This is a genomic window from Mycobacterium gordonae (genome assembly GCF_001417955.2).
Classification (GTDB): domain Bacteria; phylum Actinomycetota; class Actinomycetes; order Mycobacteriales; family Mycobacteriaceae; genus Mycobacterium; species Mycobacterium gordonae_B.
In genome coordinates this window covers 26,347-45,950 of record NZ_LKTM01000337.1, presented here as the reverse complement: position 1 = coordinate 45,950, position 19,604 = coordinate 26,347, and the positions used below count along the sequence as shown (strand labels likewise).

General features: G+C 69.0%; 18 protein-coding genes and 1 pseudogene. 8 read left to right on the top strand and 11 right to left on the bottom strand.

Annotated elements, in window-relative coordinates; genetic code table 11:
* The 10 genes and pseudogenes from AO501_RS23220 to AO501_RS23175 form a co-directional block, all read right to left on the bottom strand.
* A pseudogene (locus AO501_RS23220) lies at positions 1 to 501 on the bottom strand (type VII secretion-associated serine protease); the annotation flags it as partial.
* A gap of 41 nt (positions 502 to 542) precedes the next feature.
* Complete coding sequence (gene eccD / locus AO501_RS23215) at positions 543 to 2,033, bottom strand: type VII secretion integral membrane protein EccD (RefSeq protein ID WP_082658792.1); 1,491 nt, start codon at positions 2,031 to 2,033, stop codon at positions 543 to 545.
* The gene (locus AO501_RS23210) at positions 2,033 to 3,034 is read right to left on the bottom strand and encodes a MinD/ParA family ATP-binding protein (protein ID WP_055579952.1); all 1,002 of its coding nucleotides are present in this window, start codon (positions 3,032 to 3,034) and stop codon (positions 2,033 to 2,035) included. Before AO501_RS23210 ends, eccD begins: the two co-directional genes overlap by 1 nt.
* Before the next feature lie 35 nt (positions 3,035 to 3,069).
* A complete protein-coding gene (locus tag AO501_RS23205) occupies positions 3,070 to 3,903 on the bottom strand; it encodes an ESX secretion-associated protein EspG (protein WP_055579957.1) in 834 nt (277 codons plus the stop codon).
* 65 nt (positions 3,904 to 3,968) lie between these two features.
* Positions 3,969 to 4,259, bottom strand: a complete 291-nt coding sequence (locus AO501_RS23200) for a WXG100 family type VII secretion target (RefSeq protein ID WP_055579951.1) — start codon at positions 4,257 to 4,259, stop codon at positions 3,969 to 3,971.
* 54 nt (positions 4,260 to 4,313) lie between these two features.
* A complete protein-coding gene (locus AO501_RS23195; RefSeq protein WP_055579950.1) occupies positions 4,314 to 4,640 on the bottom strand; it encodes a WXG100 family type VII secretion target in 327 nt (108 codons plus the stop codon).
* 210 nt (positions 4,641 to 4,850) lie between these two features.
* On the bottom strand, positions 4,851 to 5,357 hold the full coding sequence (locus AO501_RS23190) for a hypothetical protein (RefSeq protein ID WP_055579949.1): 507 nt from the start codon (positions 5,355 to 5,357) through the stop codon (positions 4,851 to 4,853).
* Between the two features lie 39 nt (positions 5,358 to 5,396).
* On the bottom strand, positions 5,397 to 5,795 hold the full coding sequence (locus AO501_RS23185; RefSeq protein ID WP_197419929.1) for a type II toxin-antitoxin system VapC family toxin: 399 nt from the start codon (positions 5,793 to 5,795) through the stop codon (positions 5,397 to 5,399).
* Positions 5,795 to 6,031, bottom strand: coding sequence for a type II toxin-antitoxin system Phd/YefM family antitoxin (locus tag AO501_RS23180; protein WP_055579948.1), 237 nt, complete (start codon positions 6,029 to 6,031; stop codon positions 5,795 to 5,797). The genes AO501_RS23185 and AO501_RS23180 overlap by 1 nt, the downstream gene beginning before the upstream one ends.
* Positions 6,032 to 6,049: 18 nt before the next feature.
* The gene (locus tag AO501_RS23175) at positions 6,050 to 7,501 is read right to left on the bottom strand and encodes a CCA tRNA nucleotidyltransferase (RefSeq protein ID WP_055579947.1); all 1,452 of its coding nucleotides are present in this window, start codon (positions 7,499 to 7,501) and stop codon (positions 6,050 to 6,052) included.
* 280 nt (positions 7,502 to 7,781) lie between these two features.
* Here AO501_RS23175 and AO501_RS23170 point away from each other — a divergent pair, with 280 nt between their 5' ends.
* The 8 genes from AO501_RS23170 (at position 7,782) to AO501_RS23135 (ending at position 18,693) form a co-directional block, all read left to right on the top strand.
* Positions 7,782 to 8,525 carry an NUDIX hydrolase gene (locus AO501_RS23170; protein WP_055579946.1) on the top strand — a complete coding sequence of 248 codons (744 nt, stop codon included), beginning with the start codon at positions 7,782 to 7,784 and terminating at the stop codon, positions 8,523 to 8,525.
* Positions 8,522 to 10,924 carry a hypothetical protein gene (locus AO501_RS23165; protein ID WP_055579945.1) on the top strand — a complete coding sequence of 801 codons (2,403 nt, stop codon included), beginning with the start codon at positions 8,522 to 8,524 and terminating at the stop codon, positions 10,922 to 10,924. Before AO501_RS23170 ends, AO501_RS23165 begins: the two co-directional genes overlap by 4 nt.
* Positions 10,921 to 14,526: a murein biosynthesis integral membrane protein MurJ gene (locus tag AO501_RS23160; protein ID WP_082658791.1), complete on the top strand. Its 3,606-nt coding sequence runs from the start codon at positions 10,921 to 10,923 to the stop codon at positions 14,524 to 14,526. The genes AO501_RS23165 and AO501_RS23160 overlap by 4 nt, the downstream gene beginning before the upstream one ends.
* Positions 14,527 to 14,572: 46 nt before the next feature.
* On the top strand, positions 14,573 to 15,142 hold the full coding sequence (sigM, locus tag AO501_RS23155; protein WP_055579944.1) for an RNA polymerase sigma factor SigM: 570 nt from the start codon (positions 14,573 to 14,575) through the stop codon (positions 15,140 to 15,142).
* A gap of 33 nt (positions 15,143 to 15,175) precedes the next feature.
* Complete coding sequence (locus AO501_RS23150; RefSeq protein WP_055579943.1) at positions 15,176 to 15,883, top strand: hypothetical protein; 708 nt, start codon at positions 15,176 to 15,178, stop codon at positions 15,881 to 15,883.
* Between the two features lie 108 nt (positions 15,884 to 15,991).
* Positions 15,992 to 16,978, top strand: a complete 987-nt coding sequence (trxB, locus tag AO501_RS23145) for a thioredoxin-disulfide reductase (RefSeq protein ID WP_055579942.1) — start codon at positions 15,992 to 15,994, stop codon at positions 16,976 to 16,978.
* Positions 16,975 to 17,322 carry a thioredoxin gene (gene trxA / locus AO501_RS23140; protein ID WP_055579941.1) on the top strand — a complete coding sequence of 116 codons (348 nt, stop codon included), beginning with the start codon at positions 16,975 to 16,977 and terminating at the stop codon, positions 17,320 to 17,322. Before trxB ends, trxA begins: the two co-directional genes overlap by 4 nt.
* Before the next feature lie 144 nt (positions 17,323 to 17,466).
* On the top strand, positions 17,467 to 18,693 hold the full coding sequence (locus AO501_RS23135; protein WP_055579940.1) for an N-acetylmuramoyl-L-alanine amidase: 1,227 nt from the start codon (positions 17,467 to 17,469) through the stop codon (positions 18,691 to 18,693).
* Here the strand turns inward: AO501_RS23135 and AO501_RS23130 are convergent.
* A complete protein-coding gene (locus AO501_RS23130) occupies positions 18,680 to 19,474 on the bottom strand; it encodes an acetyltransferase (RefSeq protein ID WP_231752586.1) in 795 nt (264 codons plus the stop codon). The genes AO501_RS23135 and AO501_RS23130 overlap by 14 nt on opposite strands.
* Positions 19,475 to 19,604: the final 130 nt, after the last annotated feature.

Sequence of the window (19,604 nt, the reverse complement as noted above, 5' to 3'; positions counted from 1 at the left end):
GCCACCGGCCGGACCGCCCCCGGGCGGTGGCGGTGCCCCGTCGACCGGCGGCGGTCCGGCCGGTGGCGGAAAGGCAGGAGTGGCGGGCATCGGGGCCGGCATCGGGCTGCCCTGTGGTGCGGCGCCGATCACCGACGCCACGATGGTGCCGTGCGCGTCGCAGTCCATCAGTCCGTCGCCGCCCATGATGTAGTCCCCGCCGGCGACCACCCGCAGCCGCGGGCCCGGATTGATACCGGTGTCGATGATCGCCACCGGCACCCCGTTGCCGGTCGAGTACTGCCACGCCTTGCTGATGTTGAGCATGGTGAAACCCGGCGCGGTGACCGCCACATTGGGATCGGCGACGGTGATGGTCCGGGCGCACATGTTGCTCTGCCGCATCGGTTGGTCGGCGGCCGGCCTGCCGTCCGCAGGTACCCGGGACGGGTCGATCTTCGGTGGCGGAATTGCCTGTGCGATTTCATAATTGGTCGACATGCCGGTGGCCAGGATGACCATGAGAATGGCGCTCAGTCGTCGGGCTGCTGCGGCTGTCCGCCTCATCGCATCCGCACCCAGGTGAACAGTCCGCCGATCCAGGCGGCCATCGGCAGCGCCGCGATGATGGCCACGATCTCGAGCCACTCCGCGGCCATCCGTACCAGCGGCGTGAACCTGGTGACTGGAACGAGCAACGCCGCCAACAGCCCTGCCCCTGCGAAGGCGACCAGCAGCACCGCCGCGGCCACCAGCGCCTGGCTTGACGAAGCCGGTTCGTGCACAACGTGTTTGACGACCCCGGCGCAGGTCGCGGCCGCCGCACCGGACACCAGCGCAACGGCCTGGCGTTTGTCGGCGAAGGCCCGCCCCCGGCTGATGAAGATCACGACGAAGAGCCCGGCGAGCACCGCGGCCGCCGCTGCCCGGTCACGGCCCGGCATCAGCGATGACCACACCGCGGCGGGCAAAGCAGCCGCGGCGCCGACGCAGATTCCGGTCAGCACCTGGTTGGCACGTATCGCCGCGGCGGCGATCTGTGCGCCGCGCGGGGTGGTGTCGGGATTTGCGTCCTCGTCGGTGCCGTCGGTGCCATCGCTGACCGGCGCGACCGCATCGGTAGGAAGCCCGGCGCTCCGTCGGAACAAGTCGCGTCCGGTGATCGAGCCGAAGTAGGGCGGCCGGATCCGGGCAACCCAGAGCGCGATCGTCGGGGCCGCTGTCAGGACGAACAGCAGGGCGACGAGGGTGCACATCCCCAGCCACTGGGCGGGCACGGGCCACCACATGCGCACCGCCGCAACGGTTCCGCCCACCACGCACAGCGTCACCACCGTCGCTGCCACACTGAGGTGGCGTCCCGTTGTCCCGCTGATCCCCCAGGCCAGCACCGCCGCCGTCACCGCGCCGATGAAGACGTGAGCCGATCCCAGGTGTCCCGGTGCGGAGGCGGCCAGTCCCACCGCGAGCAGCGGCACGGCCAGCCACCCCAGGACGTCAATCATGTCGGTACGGTGCGGCCACCACCGCCAGACCGCGACGGCGCCTCCGGCAGTAAGCAACCCGAGGCTACTCGTGAGGATGCCGGGTGCCAGCGTCGCCGATGAGATGCGTTGTCGCACAGCAAGTCCCAGTATCGTCACGGCTACGGCCGCAGTGATCGCCAGCGCGGTGTGGGCCGCGGTTCGCACGGTGACCGGTTCGAAAAGCTTCTTGCCTACCCGAGCCAGTCCGGTGGACAGCGACTCGTACTGCGGCTCGAACGACTCGCCGTCAACCGCCGGAACCAGCGCCAGCGTGGCACCGTCCTCGACGCCGAGCTCATCGAGGGTCTTGGTCACATCCAGGCGCACCCCGTTGGCTTTGTGCAGCTCGTAACCGGCGGCGGCGTCCAGGCCGCCCAGGCCGCGGCGCTTGAGCTCCTCGTTGAGCAGTTCGACGGCGTTGTCGAGGAAGACCTCGATGGGCACGGACGCCGGGTAGACCTGGGAAAGGAGGTGTTCACCGCACACGACGGCGACCGCACACCGGGCGGGGAACGAAACCTTCGCCATTAACGTGGCCTGTCGGCGTCCGGAATGTACTTGTCGGCCAGCGCGGCGGTGATCTCGAAGAGCCGGAGCCGGGATTGCTTTCTCAGTTCGTGGCGGGTGTCGATGATGCCGCCCTTGGCCAGATACGGGTCATAGGGCATGAATTCGACCGTCGCGCCGGATTGCCGGAAGCGTTCGGTGAGGTATTTGAGCGCATCCGGTCCGTACTTGTTGCGGCTGTCGTTGAGGATGACGGTGCTGCGGGACACCAACTCGTGGAAGCCCATGGAGCGGAGCAGGTCGATCGCGCGGGTGACCGGCAGCGAGGTGTCCGCGGTCAAACCTGAGACGAAGACCAGGGCGTCGCAGGCGTCGAGCACTGCCTTCATGACCGGGTGCTCCAGGTCGTCGGAAGTGTCCACCACGATCACCGTGTGGGTGCGGCGCAGCCGTGCGAGCACTCCGGTGAACATGGACGGCACCAGGGGCCGCGGCTGGTCCGACGCCCGGTTGCCGGCCAGTACATCGAGTCCGATGCTGTTCTGTCCCAGATGTTCTCGGATGTCGGCGTAGCCCTGCACGTCCGTGTCGTTCAGAACTGCCGAGTAGTCGCCGGGTGGGGACTCATCGATGCGGCCGGCCAGCGTACCGAACCCCGGGGCGGCATCAATGGCGACGACGTTGTCCGGGCGGCATTCCCGGAACACACCGCCGATGCAGGCGGTCATCGTGGTCTTGCCGACGCCACCTTTCCCCGAGATCACCCCGATCACGTACTGCTTGCGGATATGGCGCCGAATCCGCGACTGCAATTCCCGATAGTGCCGTTCGGCCGGCGACTCTCCGAGATTGATGGTCTGAAAAGAGATCGCGTACACGAATTTGCGCCAGCCCGACCCGGGTGGCACTTTGCGGGGCGCCACCATGTCGGAAATGCGTAAGGTGCCGGAGACGGATTCCTGGTGCTGGTAACGCCCGGATTGTTCGGCGGCGTTCGGGCCGGCGTTCCATGTATTCGTCACAGCGGGATTGCTAACACTTGGGTGATACCTCTCGACTACACGACTTTGCGGTACGAATGCCAGTCCTGATGAGCGGGCAGGCGCCGCATCATGCGATTGATCGCCGCGGCGATATTGCTGCTGGTCCCAGGGGCGACGATCATCCACGTCTTGCCCCCGGATTCGACATCCTCGGCAACCAGCCGTCCCTCGAGGGTGTCGATGATCGTCACCGCACCCGGTTCGATATGGGTGCGTTGGAATCGTCCCGTGTCGACCCCGGACTGCGCGGCGACGATCGACGCCTGCGCCGATCGGCGCGGGTCTGCGGCCACCGTCAGCAGTCGCACCTGATCGGCGTCGAGGCGCTGGCCGGCCAGAAATGTCTGCGGCGCCTCCCGGCCGGCCGCGGCGATCCGCATCGCGCCGGCATCGAGGGTGACGGGCCGCAGCGGCGCGGGGTGGTTTCGGCCGCACAGCCGCTCGATCTGCTCGTTGAGCACGGTGTTCGCCGTTTCCTCGCCGGTGGACGTGCCCGCACCACTGATCCGAATCAGATCCGCGGAGCGCTCGAGGGCGACCCACCACTGCGCGAACCTGGCGAGCAGCACGCGTGCCGGTTCGCTGTCGCCGGGCGTGCGGACATCGACGACCAAACTGACGTCCCGGCGCGACAGGACGGTCAGCCATTCCACCACCGTGGGATCCACGCCGTCGAGCCCGTCGACTACACCGGCATCACGCAATTCACTGGTCACCGGGTGTTGGAGCGCCAACCATTTGGGCTCCACGCTGGGCAGATGCGGGCGTAGACCCAGCTCGGGAGCGACGGTCTCGATTCCCGTAAGTACTTGCAGGGCCCATAGCCCGTCAACGGTGGTGGTTAACACGGTGTCCCTCAATGCGGGCCAGGGGCGCACGCTGTGCATGCGCCCCGTCGGCCCACTCGAAGTGGCTAGCTGAACAAGGTGCCCATCTGGGCGTCGGTCGCCTGCGCCATCTCGTCCACGTTGTGAACGGTGTGGGCATGACGGCTGACGGTCTGAATGAGGTCCTCGAGGCCGTGCAACATCTGCTGCTGGGCGTCGAAGAACGCCGTGGCGCCGTGGCCCTGGAAGAAGTCCCCGAGAGCCTGGGTCATGTGCAGGACGTCGGCGTGGATTTCCATCAGTTGTGCGGCCTGGCTGCCGACCTCGCCGGCGAAGCCGATGACGGCGCCGTGGTTGTAGACGATCTGATCTGTCATGACGATGTGATTCCTTTGGTGTGTGGTCCGGGGATTTTCAGGGTGGACAGAGCTCTAGACCGCCTGGCCTCCCCCGCCGAACACACCGTTCAGGTCGTGCGCGGCATCTGCCTCGTGGTTTTCCATCAGTGCCGCGGCCCGGCCCAGGCCGTGCGCCAGCCGTTGACCGCCCGTCATGATCTGCTGCAGATCGTGGTGGATGTGGCCTGCGGTGTTCAGAGATGTGGACCCCGCGTCACCCGCCCACCCGGTGGCGCTGATGATGTTTTCGTGACCGCTGAGGTACTGGTTGGCGATCGCCACCGCCTCCTGCAGTCGTGTTTCAATTCGCTGCTGAGTACTGCGCAGCAGTTCCGGAGTGACAACGGTGGCATTTGCCATTATTTACGTCTCCCTCAATTAATTGCGCTCCCCGAGCGTGGGTCTGCGTAAAACTAGACCAGCTTCAGCAGGCTGTCACTTCACCCGATGTCGTTGCTACACAGGCATTAAGCAGGTTGTTTAGTGGACACGACAAACGGCCGCGTGTCAAACGGTATGACACTTGAGTAATGGCAGCTACCTATTAGCTGGCGTTATTGCGAAATGAATTCATAATTCAGCGGCGCCGTCTGCCAGGCCGTCACTATCGGCATCCATCAGCCGAAGGTTCCACAGCCCATCGCCGTCGGTGTCGATATATCCAGTGACGCCGTCGGGGCCGGCGCAGAGAACCCTGTCGGCGATCCCGTCAGCGTCGGTGTCGAACAATCGGTCGTCAAGTTGGCCCTGTCCATCGAAATCGACCAACGGGCCTCCGGCATGTTCCGCGCCGTCCAGGCCGAACCACCGCAGCTGCCCGTCGCGGTCGACCGCGACCGCCCACGTCCCGGACCCGTCGTCGACGAAATAGCTTTCCGGGGTGCCGTCGTTGTCGACGTCGAGCACAGCGTGGTCGGCCATCCCATCGCCGTCGAGGTCGGCCAGCGCGTCGTCCCGCAGACCGTCACCATCCAGATCCAGACCGATCGCGTCGAACCTGCCGTCGCCGTCGAGGTCCAGGTCGGGTGGCCGGGTCCAGATCGATGCCGCGCCGTCGTCTCCCAAGCAGTAATCCATGGAAGTTTCGACGGGAACCTGCAGCCTGGGGTTCCCTGTTCATGCCGTGATAGTCGGCGTCAGTGCCGCGCGCAGAATAGCGCGATCGTTGGTCACGATGGTCAGGCTCCGCCGCGCAGCCTGTGCGACGAGGACACGATCGAACGGGTCGTTGTGGTCCCAGTTGAGCCGCCCGGCGAAGATCGCGTCCTCGGCGTCGATCGCGAGGTCCCGCGCCGCCATGTCGCGGACGACGTCGCCCCACGCCGACAACAGGGGATCCCCGTCCAGGCGGCCCAGCCGTGTTTTGATCGCGATTTCCCACGCCGACGCCGCCGATACCAGCATTTCAGTGCGCGGGTCCGCGAGCACCTCAAGGGCATCGGCACCGATTTTCTGCGGCGCGCTGACCAGCCATAACAACACGTGGGTGTCCAGCAGAACGCGCAACCCCGCCATTACGGCACAGTGCCTTCCCACGCCGCTAGTTCCGCCTCTGGCAGCGGCGCGTTGAAGTCATCCGGTACCACCAACATCGGCATCTGACCGAACTTCCTCGGCACCGGGTTCACCGGCGACAGCACTGCGACGGGGCGGCCATGGCTGGTGATGGTGACAGACGCGCCCGTCCGCTGCACTTCAGCCAGCAGCGCATTCAGCCTGGCCTTGGCTTCGGTGCTGGAGACCGACTTCACGGGTTCAGACTAGTCGCACTAGTCCGATTGGTCAGACTTCCGTTGCGCCCACCACGCCAACAACTCCGCCGTGGCTTCTTCGTTGGACAACGGACCGCGGTCCAGGCGCAGCTCCTTGAGGAACCGCCAGGCCTCCCCCACCTGCGGGCCGGCCGGGATGTCGAGCAGTCGCATGATCTCGTTGCCGTCCAGATCCGGACGGACCCGGTTCAGGTCCTCCTGGGCAGCGAGCTCGGCGATCCGTTCCTCCAGGCGGTCATAGGACGCGCGCAGCCGGGCGGCGCGCCGCTTGTTGCGGGTCGTGCAGTCGGCGCGCACCAGCTTGTGCAGCTTGCCGAGCAGTGGGCCCGCGTCGGTGACATAGCGGCGCACCGCCGAATCGGTCCACTTGCCCTCCCCGTAGCCGTGGAACCGCAGGTGCAGATAGACCAACTGGGACACGTCGTCGACCATGTGCTTGGAGTACTTCAGCGCCCGCATCCGCTTGCGCACCATCTTGGCGCCGACCACCTCGTGGTGGTGGAAGCTCACCCCCCCGTTGGGTTCGTGGCGCCGGGTGGCGGGCTTGCCGATGTCGTGCAGCAGCGCGGCCCAGCGCAGCACCAGATCCGGGCCCTCGTCCTCTAGTTCTATGGCCTGGCGCAGCACGGTCAGCGAATGCTGGTAGACGTCCTTGTGCTGGTGATGTTCGTCGATGGCCATCTGCATGCCGCCGATCTCGGGCAGCACCACTTCACCCATCCCGGTCTGCACCAGCAGGTCGATGCCGGCCACCGGGTGGGCACCGCACAGCAGCTTGTCCAGCTCGACGGCCACCCGTTCCACGCTGATCCGGCCCAGCTCCGGAGCCATCTGCTCGATCGCCGCCAGCACCCGCGGCGCCACGGTGAACCCGAGCTGGGAGACGAACCGCGCCGCGCGCAGCATCCGCAGCGGGTCGTCGCCGAAGGACACCTCCGGCGGCATCGGGGTGTCGAGCACCTTGGCGCGCAGCGCGACCAGGCCGCCGAGGGGGTCGAGGAACTCGCCCAGTCCGTCGGCGGTGATGCGCACCGCCATCGCGTTGACGGTGAAGTCGCGGCGCACCAGGTCGTCTTCCAGCCGATCGCCGAATTGCACCTCGGGATGGCGCGTCACCTGGTCATAGGTGTCGGCGCGGAACGTGGTGATCTCCAGCCGGTGGCCGTCTTTGCCCACCCCGACGGTGCCGAACTCGATGCCGGTGTCCCACAGCGCGTCGGCGAACGGCCGCACCACCTGCTGGATCTGCTCGGGTCGCGCGTTGGTGGTGAAGTCCAGATCCGGGCTCAGCCGGCCCAGCACGGCGTCGCGCACCGACCCGCCGACCAGGTACAGCTCATGGCCGGCGGCGGCGAATGCCGCGCCCAGTTCGCGCAACTGCGGCGCGTACTGGTGCAGTGCGACCGCGGCGGCGGTCAGCAGTTCGGCATCCGGGACGGGTTCGGCCACGTTCGGTGAGCCTAATAGGGATGCCGTGGTGACTCAGCGCACGTCCTGGCAGTTCGAGTGTGCGTCCACTGCTTTCGGTGTGCGCCTACTGCGCCCGGGAAGCGAAAATCCCGCCGCAGCGGCACACTCGATGTGTGTCGCGCAGAGGCGGGCAAACACCTGAACGCCCGCGCCAGGTACTGCTGTGACGCATGCGCCGCAAGCGACTCGCGTGACCAAAGGTGCCCGCCGACGGCGAGTGCATCAGGAACACCGGCCCTTGCCAGCTAATATCGCTTGGGTGTCGGAGGGCGAACAAGCCAAACCTCGTCGACGCCGCGGTCGGCGTCGTGGTCGTGGCGGCGCCCGTCCGGCTGAGAACAATACGGAAAGCCAGCCGGCCGCCGACACGGTACCCACCCCGGCCGCCGCCGCCAAGCGCCGCCCGAGGCCGCGCCGCGACCCCGACCGGATGCGCACCGTGCACGAGACCTCGGCCGGCGGCCTGGTCATCGACGGCATCGACGGTCCCCGCGAAACACAGGTGGCCGCCCTCATCGGACGCATCGACCGACGTGGCAGGATGCTGTGGTCGCTGCCCAAGGGCCACATCGAGATGGGTGAGACTGCCGAGCAGACCGCCATCCGTGAGGTCGCCGAGGAGACGGGGATCCGCGGCGGCGTGCTTGCCGCGCTGGGGCGCATCGACTACTGGTTCGTCACCGACGGACGACGGGTGCACAAGACCGTGCACCACTATCTGATGCGGTTCTTGGGTGGGGAGCTGTGCGACGAAGACCTGGAGGTTGCCGAGGTGGCGTGGGTGCCGATCCGGGAACTGCCCTCCCGGCTGGCCTACGCCGACGAACGGCGCCTGGCCGAACGGGCCCACGAGCTGATCGACACGCTGCAGAACGACAGCGAGCACGCGCTACCGCCGCTGCCGCCGAGCGCGCCGCGGCGACGGCCGCAGACCCACTCCCGCACCCGGCACGCCAACGACCCGGAGCCGGGCAAGAAGAACGGTCACGGGCAGGGGCCGTGACGGCGCCGCGCTCCCGCTGGGCAAGGTTGGTGCGTCTCGCCGCAGTGATCGGCATCGTGGCCGGTTTCGGGGTCCTGCTCACCGCCCCGCAGGCCACCCCGCTGGCCAGAGCGGGCGAGCCGACCGCGACGCCCTTCGTCCAGGTCCGCATCGACCAGGTGTCCCCGGACGTCGTCACCACCACCAGCGACCCCGTCGTCACCGTCAGCGGCATGGTCACCAACATCGGCGACCGCCCGGTCCGCGATGTGATGGTCCGCCTCGAACACGCGTCGGCCGTCTCGGCCTCCCCCGGCCTGCGGACCTCACTGGACGGCAGCACCGACGAGTACGAGGCCGCCGCGGACTTCCTCACCGTCTCCCCGGAACTACAGCGCGGCCAGCAGGCCGGTTTCACCCTGTCCGCGCCGCTGCGCTCGCTCACCAAGCCGTCGCTGGCCGTCGACAAGCCCGGCATCTTCCCCGTCCTGGTCAACGTCAACGGCACCCCCGACTACGGCGCGCCCGCGCGCCTGGACAACGCGCGCTTCCTGCTGCCCGTGGTGGGCGTCCCCCCGGACAAAGCCGCAGGCGCAGAGGCCACCCCCGCCGTCGCACCCGAAACCACCAAGCCCGTGTGGATCACCATGCTGTGGCCGCTGGCCGACCGGCCCCGGCTGGCACCGGGCGTCCCCGGCGGCACCATCCCGGTCCGCCTGGTCGACGACGACCTGGCCAACTCGCTGGCCAACGGCGGACGCCTCGACACGCTGCTGTCGGCGGCCGAACTCGCCACCAGCCGTGACGTCGACCCCGACGGCGCCGTCGGGCGTGCGCTCTGCCTGGCCGTCGACCCGGACCTGATCGTCACCGTCAACGCGATGACCGCCGGCTACGTCGTCTCCAACTCACCCGACGGGCCCGCCCAGCTCCCCGGCACGCCCACGCACCCGGGCACCGGCCAGGCCGCCGCCGGCACCTGGCTCAACCGGCTGCGCGCTCTGGCCCACCGCACCTGCGTGGCGCCGCTGCCCTACGCCCAGGCCGACCTGGACGCCCTGCAGCGCGTCAACGACCCCGGCCTGAGCTCCACCGCCACCCTCAGCAACGGCGAGATCATCGATCGCATCCTGGACGTGACCTCGGTCCGCGGCACCGCCCTGCTCCCGGACGGCCCACTGACCAGCCGCGCGGTCAGCCTGCTCAACGCCGGTGACAACACGGTCGCCGTCGCCGCGGCCGACCTGTCCGCCCAGGACGCCGCCGACGCCGGCAGCGCCAACGTCACGCCGCATCGGCTGTCGCCCCAGGTGGTGACGGCGCCGTTCGACCCCGCCGTGGGGGCGGCGCTGGCCGGAGCAGGTTCCAACCCGACCGTCCCGACCTATCTCGACCCGTCGCTGTCCATCCGGGTCAACCACGACTCGGCCACCGCCCGGCGCCAGGACGCGCTGGGCGCCATGCTGTGGCGCAGCCTCACCCCGGAGGCCGCCCCGCGCACCCAGATCCTGGTGCCCCCGGCGGTGTGGTCGCTGCAGGGTGACGACGCCCAGTTCATCCTGACCGCCCTGGCCACCTCCATCCATTCGGGGCTGGCCGTGCCGCGCCCGCTGCCCGCACTCGTCGCCGACGCGGCCGCCCGCATCGAACCGCCGGTGCCGCCCGGCGCCTACCCCTCCGAGCGGGGCAGGTTCAGCGACGAGATCACCGGCGAGATCAGCGGCCAGGTGGGCCGGCTGTTCAAGCTGACCTCGGCGCTGATGACCGACGAGCGCACCGGCCTGACCGGGCCCCAGTACACCGCGCCGCTGCGCGAGGACATGCTGCGCGCGCTGAGCCAGTCGGTGCCGCCGGACACCCGCAACGGCCTCGCCCAACAGCGCCTGACGGTGGTGGGCACCACGATCAACGACTTCTTCGGCTCGGTGACCATCGTTAACCCGGGCGGCTCCTACACCCTGGCCACCGAGCACAGCCCGCTGCCGCTGGCCCTGCACAATGGCCTGGCCGTGCCGATCCGGGTGCGCCTGCAGGTCAAGGCGCCGCCGGGGATGACGGTGACCGACATGGGCGAGATCGAGTTGCCGCCGGGATACCTGCCGCTGCGGGTCCCCATCGAGGTCAACTTCACCCAGCGCGTCGCCATCGACGTCGGGCTGCGCACCCCGGACGGGACCGTCCTGGGCGAACCCGTGCGCCTGTCGGTGCATTCCAACGCCTACGGCAAAGTGCTGTTCGCGATCACGCTCACCGCCGCGGCGGTGCTGGTCATCCTGGCAGGCCGACGACTGTGGCACCGCTTCCGCGGCCAGCCCGACCCCGCCGACCTCGACCGTCCCGACCCGCCCGCGATCGGACACCTGCGGCCCCCGAGTGAGCGGGCCATCGAGCAGCGGGTCCACGAAGAGCACCGCGTATGAACCCCGCACCCCGCGGGGTGCAGCCGGCGCCGCAGCAAGCGACGCCACAACCGCCCCGTCATCAGCTCTCCCAGCCGCGCAGCACCGTTCCGCCGCCCGGCCTGCCGCCGCGCCCCGGCTGGACGCCGCAGCAAAAGCAGCTCGAGGAGCCCAAGCGGCCCCGCCCCGAGCAACTGTCCGACGCCGCGGTGGTGTCGCGGTCCTGGGGCATGGCATTCGCCACCCTGATCAGCAGACTCACCGGGTTCGCCCGGATCGTGCTGCTGGCCGCGATCCTGGGGGCGGCGCTGTCCAGCTCGTTCTCGGTGGCCAACCAGCTGCCGAACCTGGTCGCGGCCCTGGTCCTGGAGGCGACGTTCACCGCGATCTTCGTGCCGGTGCTGGCCCGCGCCGAGCAGGACGACCCCGACGGCGGCGCGGCGTTCGTGCGGCGGCTGGTCACGCTGGCCACCACCCTGCTCATCGTGGCCACCGTGTTGTCCGTGGCCGCGGCGCCGCTGCTGGTGCGGCTGATGCTGGGCCGCAACCCCGAGGTCAACGAGTCGCTGACCACGGCGTTCGCCTACCTGCTGCTGCCGCAGGTGCTGGTCTACGGCCTGTCCTCGGTGTTCATGGCGATCCTGAACACCCGCAACGTGTTCGGGCCGCCGGCCTGGGCGCCCGTCGTCAACAACGTCGTCGCCATCGCCACGCTCGGCGTCTACCTGGCCGTCCCCGGCGAGCTGTCGGTCGACCCCGTCGAGATGGGCAACGCCAAGCTGCTGGTGCTCGGTATCGGCACCACTCTGGGAGTGTTCGCGCAGACCGCGGTGTTGCTGGTGGCCATCGGGCGTCAGCACATCAGCCTGCGCCCACTGTGGGGCCTCGACGACCGGCTCAAGCGCTTCGGCACCATGGCCGCGGCCATGGTGCTCTACGTGCTGATCAGCCAGCTCGGCCTGGTGGTCGGCAACCAGATCGCCGCATCGGCCGCCGCGTCGGGACCGGCGATCTACAACTACACCTGGCTGGTGCTGATGCTGCCGTTCGGCATGATCGGCGTCACGATCCTGACGGTGGTGATGCCGCGGCTGAGCCGCAACGCCGCCGCCGACGACATTCCGGCGGTGCTTGCCGATCTGTCGCTGGCCACCCGCCTGACCATGATCACGCTGATCCCGGCGGTCGCGTTCATGACGGTCGGCGGGCCGGCGATGGGCAGTGCGCTGTTCGCCTACGGGCACTTCGGGCAGGTGGACGCCGGGTACCTGGGTGCGGCGATCGCGCTGTCGGCGTTCACCCTGATCCCCTACGCGCTGGTCCTGCTGCAGCTGCGCGTCTTCTACGCCCGCGAACAGCCGTGGACACCGATCGTGATCATCCTGGTGATCACCTCGGTGAAAATCGCCGGCTCGCTGCTGACCCCGCACGTCACCAGCAACAAAGATCTGATCGCCGGCTACCTCGGGACGGCCAACGGCCTGGGCTTCCTGGCGGGTGCCGTCGTCGGCCATATCCTGCTCCGCCGCAGCCTGCGTCCCAAGGGCGGAACGCTGATCGACCTCGCGACGGTACGCACGATCCTGGTCGCGATCGCGGCGTCGCTGCTGGCCGGGCTCGTTGCCCACGTCGCCGACCGCCTGCTCGGCCTGCACCGGTTGACCGAGCATGGCGGCATGGGCTCGCTGCTGCGCCTGTTCCTGCTCGGGGTGATCATGGTGCCGATCCTGGCGGGGGTGATGCTCGCCGCAGGCGTCCCCGAAGCCCGGGCGGCCGCCGCGGCCATCGGGCGCCGCGCCCGACGCGGGCAGCCGGCACCGGCCCGCACAACGGTGTCGTCCGCGGGTCGCCACGTCACGTACCCTGAGCAAAGAAATTCGTCCCTGCCGGGGGGACATGCGGTACGGGAGCCGATCCGGCGCAGACCTCCGGTGGCCAGGGCCGGGCTAGCGAAAGGACCGGAGGTGACCGACCGCACTTCGGATAACGCCGCACCGAGTTCGATGGCCGGCGACGACTTCCAGCCCGACATTCCCAGCCGAGGAGCAGCCCCACGGGATCGGCTTGCCGGCGACGTCGACCCCCGCGGACCGATCCCGTTCGACGCACCCCGCGAACGCGACGCCGAGCCGCCCCCGGACGAACTCAACCTGGTGCCCGGGGCCCGGATCGCCAACGGCCGCTACCGGCTGTTGCTCTCCCACGGCGGCACACCGCCGCTGCACTTCTGGCAGGCGCTGGACACCGCACTCGACCGCCAGGTCGCCCTCACCTTCGTCGACCCCGAAGGATCGCTGCCCGACGACGTGTTGCAGGAGATCCTGTCGCGCACCCTGCGGCTCAGCCGGATCGACAAGCCCGGCATCGCACGGATCCTCGACGTCGTACACACCGGGTCCGGCGGCCTGGTGGTCTCGGAGTGGATCCGCGGCGGCTCACTGCAGGAGGTGGCCGACACCTCGCCGTCGCCGGTGGGGGCCATCCGCGCGATGCAGTCGCTGGCCGCCGCGGCCGACGCCGCCCACCGCGCCGGTGTCGCACTGTCCCTCGACCATCCCGGCCGGGTGCGCGTCAGCATCGACGGCGACGTCGTGCTGGCCTACCCGGCGACGATGCCCGACGCCAACCCACAGGACGACATCCGCGGCATCGGCGCCGCGCTGTACGCGCTGCTGGTCAACCGCTGGCCGCTGTCGGAGACCGGGGCGCGCAGCGACCTGGCTCCGGCCGACCGCGACGCCAACGGTCAGCCCGTCGAGCCGACCGTCGTCGACCGCGACATCCCGTTCCAGATCTCCGCGGTCGCAGTCCGATCTGTCCAGGAGGACGGCGGAATACGCAGTGCCTCAACGCTTTTGAACCTGCTGCAACAGGCCACCGCGGTGGCCGACCGCACCGAGGTGATCAGTCCGATCGCCGAACCGCCCTCACCGGCCTCGCCCCGACGTGCGGCCGAGCGCGGCGGGGAGGTCTACTCCCGCCGCCGCCGTAACCTGCTGATCGGCCTCGGCGCGGGCGCGGCCGTCCTGCTGGTGGCGCTGCTGGTGCTGGCCTCGGTGGTCAGCAAGATCTTCGGCGACGTCGGCAGCGGCCTCAAGGGCGACCAGCTCGGCCTCAACAACCCCACCTCATCGGCCGCCACCGAGTCCCCGGGCAGTTCGGCGCCGTCGGGCAGCTTCGTCAAGCCCACCAAAGCCACCGTCTTCTCCCCCGGCGGCGATGCCGACAACCCCGGCGACGCGGGTAACGCGATCGACGGGAACCCGGGCACCGTGTGGCAGACCGACACCTACTCCGACGCGGTGCCGTTCCCCGGCTTCAAGAACGGGGTGGGACTGATGTTGCAGCTGCCCAAGCCGACGGTTGTCGGCGTGGTCGGCATCGACGTCTCGAGCACCGGGACCAAGGTGGAGATCCGGTCGTCGTCCTCGCCGAACCCGTCGAAGCTGGACGACACGACGGTGTTGACGCCGGCCACCGCGCTCAAGCCGGGCCACAACACCATCCAGGTCAAGGCGTCCTCGCCGACCTCGAACCTGCTGGTGTGGATCTCCACGCTGGGCACCACCGACGGCAAGAGCCGCGCCGACGTCTCCGAGATCACCATCCAAGCCGCTTCCTGATCGCAGGTGAAGTGCCGGGTGCCGGCCGATTGGTTACCGTCCGGCAGTGGGCTTGTGGGGAGCGGGACGGCAACGCACTGACACCGAATTGCTCGCGGCACACGTCGCCGGCGACCGCCACGCCTTCGCCGAACTGTTCCGCCGCCACCACCGCCGGCTCTACCGGCTGGCGCGGCTGTCCAGCCCGAGTCGCGAAGACGCCGACGACGCCTTCCAGGACGCGATGCTCAAAGCGCACCGCAGCGCCGCCACATTTCGCGACGACGCCACGGTCGGCACCTGGTTGCACCGCATCGTGCTCAATGCCTGTCTGGACCGGCTTCGCCACGCTCAAGCCCGCCCGACCGTCCCGTTTCAGGACATGCACCCGGTCAGCGACCGCACGTCGCAGGTGGAAACCGCGCTCATGGTGCAGCGAGCGTTGCTGCGGCTCCCGATCCAGCAACGCGCCGCGGTGGTCGCCGTCGACATGCAGGGCTACTCCATCGCCGAGACCGCGCGGCGGCTGGGCGTGCCCGAGGGCACCGTCAAGAGCCGCTGCGCCCGCGGGCGGGCGCGCCTCGCCCACCTGCTGGGATATCTCGACGCGGGCGCCGACGCCCTCGGGGCGAATTAGAGGCCGAGCCGCCGATGGCGGACACTGGGGCGGATGACTGCCGCCGACGACGATCCCCCGCTGACGGTCGAGGTCCTCGCCGACCTTCAGGCGGGTCTGCTCGATGACGAGACCGCCACGCGCGTGCGCCGGCGCGTCCGCACCGATGCTCAGGCGGCGGCGACGCTGCAGGCGCTGCAGCAGGTGCGCGGCGATGTCGCCGCCGCCGGCGCGGCCCCGGCGCCCGACGCACCGCCGGAGGTCCTCGCGCGCGTCGCCGCGTCGCTGAAGGGTTCGCGCGCCGCGCACGCCGCCCGCCCGCCCCTGCGCCCGGCACGTGTCGTCGCCGGCATCGCCGGGGTGTGCGCGGTGCTGGCGGCGGTCGGCATCGGAACCATGTCCCTGCTCAACGAACCCGACTCGGTACCCGGTGCACCGGTCACCGCCGATCACATCACCGTGTCCACGCCGGTCCCGGTGATACCGCTGTCGGACGCCGAGATCCGCGAGCTGACGCGTCGACCGCCCGATTTCGGCGCCCTCGCCAACGCTTCGCAGCGGGCGTCCTGCCTCGGCGGCCTGGGCTACCCCGCGACCGAGGAGGTGCTCGGCGCCCAGCCCGTCGAAGTCAACGCCCGCCCGGGGGTGCTGCTGGTGATGACCGGCGACACCTCGGACACCCTGGTGGCCTACGCCGTCGCGCTGAACTGCAGCGCCGCCGACACCGGCTTACTGGCCACGACCGCGATCCCGCGCGCATAACCGCCGCGCCAGTGTCGTGCGTCGCAGGCGGGAACACCCACGCCTACGCTGGCGTTCGTAGGATTGCAGATCACGCTCACTGATCAGCCTTCGTTCCGAAAGGTACGCATGACCGCTTCCTCAGACACCATCCACGACGTCATCGTCATCGGCTCCGGTCCCGCCGGATACACCGCGGCCCTCTACGCTGCCCGCGCCCAGCTCAAGCCGCTGGTCTTCGAGGGCATCTCCTTCGGCGGCGCGCTGATGACGACGACCGAGGTGGAAAACTACCCCGGGTTCCGCGACGGCATCACCGGCCCGGAACTGATGGACCAGATGCGCGAGCAGGCGCTGCGGTTCGGCGCCGACCTGCGCATGGAAGACGTCGAGTCCGTGTCGCTGGACGGGCCGGTCAAGTCCGTGGTGACCGCCGAGGGCGAGACGTTCCGGGCCCGCGCCGTCATCCTGGCCATGGGTGCGGCCGCCCGCTACCTGCAGGTGCCCGGCGAGCAGGAGTTGCTCGGCCGCGGCGTCAGCTCCTGTGCCACCTGTGACGGCTTCTTCTTCCGCGACCAGGACATCGCCGTCATCGGCGGTGGCGACTCCGCCATGGAGGAGGCCACCTTCCTCACCCGGTTCGCCCGCAGCGTCACCCTGGTGCACCGCCGCGAGGAGTTCCGCGCCTCCAAGATCATGCTCGAGCGGGCGCAGTCCAACGAGAAGATCACCATCCTGACCAACAAGGCGGTCCTCGGCGTGGACGGCGACACCTCGGTCACCGGACTACGCCTGCGCGACACGGTCACCGGCGAGGAATCCACGCTGCCGGTCACCGGCGTGTTCGTCGCGATCGGTCACGAACCGCGCTCGGCTCTGGTCCGCGACGCCATCGAGGTGGACCCGGACGGCTACGTCCTGGTCCAGGGACGCACCACCAGCACATCGCTGGACGGTGTGTTCGCCGCCGGCGACCTGGTCGACCGCACCTACCGGCAGGCCATCACCGCGGCCGGCAGCGGCTGCGCGGCGGCCATCGACGCCGAACGGTGGCTGGCCGACCACGAAGCGACCGGGCCCGCCGACAGTACCGAATTGATTGGAGCACAACGATGAGCGATTCCGGCAAGTCTACGATCGAAGTTTCCGACGCCTCCTTCGGCACCGACGTGTTGGCCAGTAATAAGCCTGTGCTGGTTGACTTTTGGGCCACCTGGTGCGGGCCGTGCAAGATGGTGGCCCCGGTGCTGGAAGAGATCGCCGCCGAACGGTCGGCGGAGCTCACCGTCGCCAAGATCGACGTGGACGCCAACCCCGAGACGGCACGCGATTTTCAGGTCGTTTCGATCCCCACGCTGATCCTGTTCAAGGACGGCGAACCGGTGAAGCGAATCGTCGGCGCCAAGGGCAAGGCGGCGTTGCTGCGCGAGCTGGCCGACGCGGTTCCCAACCTGTCCTGACGGCCCCCGTCGAGCGGTTCTCCTTGCAGAAACGAGCCCGTGATTGGCCTGGGGTTTTCTCGATATCGGCGAGGATCTGCGACAATAGCGATTAACTGCGCCGCTTGTGGCGGCGATGTCAATTAGTCCCGGAGGGCCCTTGGTATGCCGAGTTCGCGCCGCGAAGACGGCGACGCGCTGCGCTGTGGCGACCGTGGTGCCGCTGTCACCGAGATCCGGGCGGCGCTGGCCGCGCTGGGGATGCTGGAAGGCTCCGACGACGAACTGACCACCGGCAGGCACGTCGCCGCCGACGTGTTCGACGGTGAGCTCGACCATGCGGTGCGGGCGTTCCAGCAGCATCGTGGACTGCTGGTGGACGGCATCGTCGGCGAGGCCACCTACCGGGCATTGAAGGAGGCGTCCTATCGCCTCGGTGCGCGCACGCTGTATCACCAGTTCGGCGCACCGCTGTACGGTGACGACGTTGCCACGCTGCAGGCCCGGTTGCAGGACCTCGGTTTCTACACGGGTTTGGTGGACGGGCATTTCGGCTTGCAGACGCACAACGCGCTGATGTCCTATCAACGCGAGTACGGCTTGTCCGCGGACGGCATCTGCGGCCCGGAAACGTTGCGGTCGTTGTACTTTCTGAGCTCCCGGGTCAGCGGTGGTTCGCCGCACGCGATCCGCGAGGAAGAGCTGGTGCGCAGCTCCGGCCCGAAGCTGTCGGGGAAGCGGATCATCATCGATCCGGGCCGCGGCGGAAGCGACCACGGTCTGATCACCCAAGGTTCGGCCGGCCCGATCAGCGAAGCAGACGTGTTGTGGGACTTGGCAAGTCGGCTCGAAGGCCGGATGACCGCGATCGGTATGGAGACCTTCCTGTCCCGGCCCACCAACCGCAGTCCGTCGGACGCCGAGCGCGCCGCCACCGCCAATTCCGTTGGCGCAGACCTGATGATCAGCCTGCGGTGTGAAACTCAGACCAGCCCGTCGGCCAACGGCGTTGCCTCATTTCACTTCGGCAATTCGCACGGCTCGGTGTCCACCATCGGCCGCAACCTCGCCGACTTCATCCAACGGGAAGTAGTGGCCCGCACCGGATTACGGGACTGCCGGGTGCACGGCCGGACGTGGGATCTGCTGCGGTTGACCCGGATGCCAACCGTCCAGGTCGATGTCGGCTACATCACCAACCCGGGTGACCGCGAGATGCTGATCTCGACGCAGAGCCGTGACGCCATCGCCGAAGGTATTCTCGCCGCGGTCAAGCGGCTGTACCTGTTGGGCAAGAACGACCGTCCCACTGGGACATTCACCTTTGCCGAACTGCTGGCCCACGAATTGTCCGTGGAGCGCGAGCGGGCCAGCCGGCTCAGCGGTTCCTAGTCTCGCAATCGTCGACCTGACGGGCCGCCGGCGTAGTCTCGCCGGCCGTCATCTCGCTGCCGACTGAAGCAGCGGACGCCGCCCCCACCGGTTGTTGTAACTGCGCGGCCTCCAGCAGTCGCTCGAGGGCCGCCTCGACTTCGGCCTTCCACCCCAGCCCCTTGTCCAGCTCGAGGCGCAGTCGCGGGAAGTACGGGTGGGGCGCGACCACCACGAAGCCGGCGTCGATCAGGAAGTCGGCGTCGATGATGCAGTGTTCGACCGAGCAGTCACCGAGCGCGTCGAACACCGGCCGCACGTCGTCGTCCACCGGCTCCTGCAACTCCGTCGCCGCTGCAGTGCGACCGAAAGCCTCCAGCGCGCGGACGCCGCGGCGCACCAGTTCCTCGATGACGCGCGTGATCAAGTGGTGCGGGAGATCCTCGTCGGCCTGCCCCCGCTCGATACCCATCGACGTCAGAAGCACCGCGTCGGCGGAGACCGGCGCGGTGGGAAAGCGGGTCGCGCGCGGGACCGCGCGCGGCGGGGCATACAGGACGTAGCCCAGGCAGGGTGGTTCGGCCTGGCTGCGTTCGTCGGGAATCGCCGTCGCAACCTGGCCGCAGGAGCCCCACTCCAGCATGACCATCGACAGCCATGCCTCTTTTTCGAATTCCGGATCGGCGAGGTGCTCGTCCTTGCCGAGCGTCCCCGGATCGACTTCCCAGAAGACGCAGCGACGCGCGTGCTTGGGGAGCTGCTCGAAGGCTTCGAGCCGCAGCGCTGTAATCCGAGCTGACACTAGTCTCCTAGCCTCCGTGCGGTACCCGAGCCCATGGCCTCATTCCTGCGCGGGCGCCGGTCCGCGGTGCGATCCACCCGACTTGCGGCGGATGCGTACCGGCAACCCTTCCAGGATAGGAGAGTCGATC

What these genes read in the sequence shown, in the direction of transcription:
- eccD (WP_082658792.1), bottom strand. Translation starts at nt 2,033, where the DNA reads ATGGCGAAGGTTTCGTTCCCCGCCCGGTGTGCGGTCGCCGTCGTGTGC.
- AO501_RS23200 (WP_055579951.1), bottom strand. Translation starts at nt 4,259, where the DNA reads ATGACAGATCAGATCGTCTACAACCACGGCGCCGTCATCGGCTTCGCC.
- AO501_RS23195 (WP_055579950.1), bottom strand. Translation starts at nt 4,640, where the DNA reads ATGGCAAATGCCACCGTTGTCACTCCGGAACTGCTGCGCAGTACTCAG.
- AO501_RS23190 (WP_055579949.1), bottom strand. Translation starts at nt 5,357, where the DNA reads ATGGATTACTGCTTGGGAGACGACGGCGCGGCATCGATCTGGACCCGG.
- AO501_RS23185 (WP_197419929.1), bottom strand. Translation starts at nt 5,795, where the DNA reads ATGGCGGGGTTGCGCGTTCTGCTGGACACCCACGTGTTGTTATGGCTG.
- AO501_RS23160 (WP_082658791.1), top strand. Translation starts at nt 10,921, where the DNA reads ATGAACCCCGCACCCCGCGGGGTGCAGCCGGCGCCGCAGCAAGCGACG.
- AO501_RS23150 (WP_055579943.1), top strand. Translation starts at nt 15,176, where the DNA reads ATGACTGCCGCCGACGACGATCCCCCGCTGACGGTCGAGGTCCTCGCC.
- trxB (WP_055579942.1), top strand. Translation starts at nt 15,992, where the DNA reads ATGACCGCTTCCTCAGACACCATCCACGACGTCATCGTCATCGGCTCC.
- trxA (WP_055579941.1), top strand. Translation starts at nt 16,975, where the DNA reads ATGAGCGATTCCGGCAAGTCTACGATCGAAGTTTCCGACGCCTCCTTC.
- AO501_RS23135 (WP_055579940.1), top strand. Translation starts at nt 17,467, where the DNA reads ATGCCGAGTTCGCGCCGCGAAGACGGCGACGCGCTGCGCTGTGGCGAC.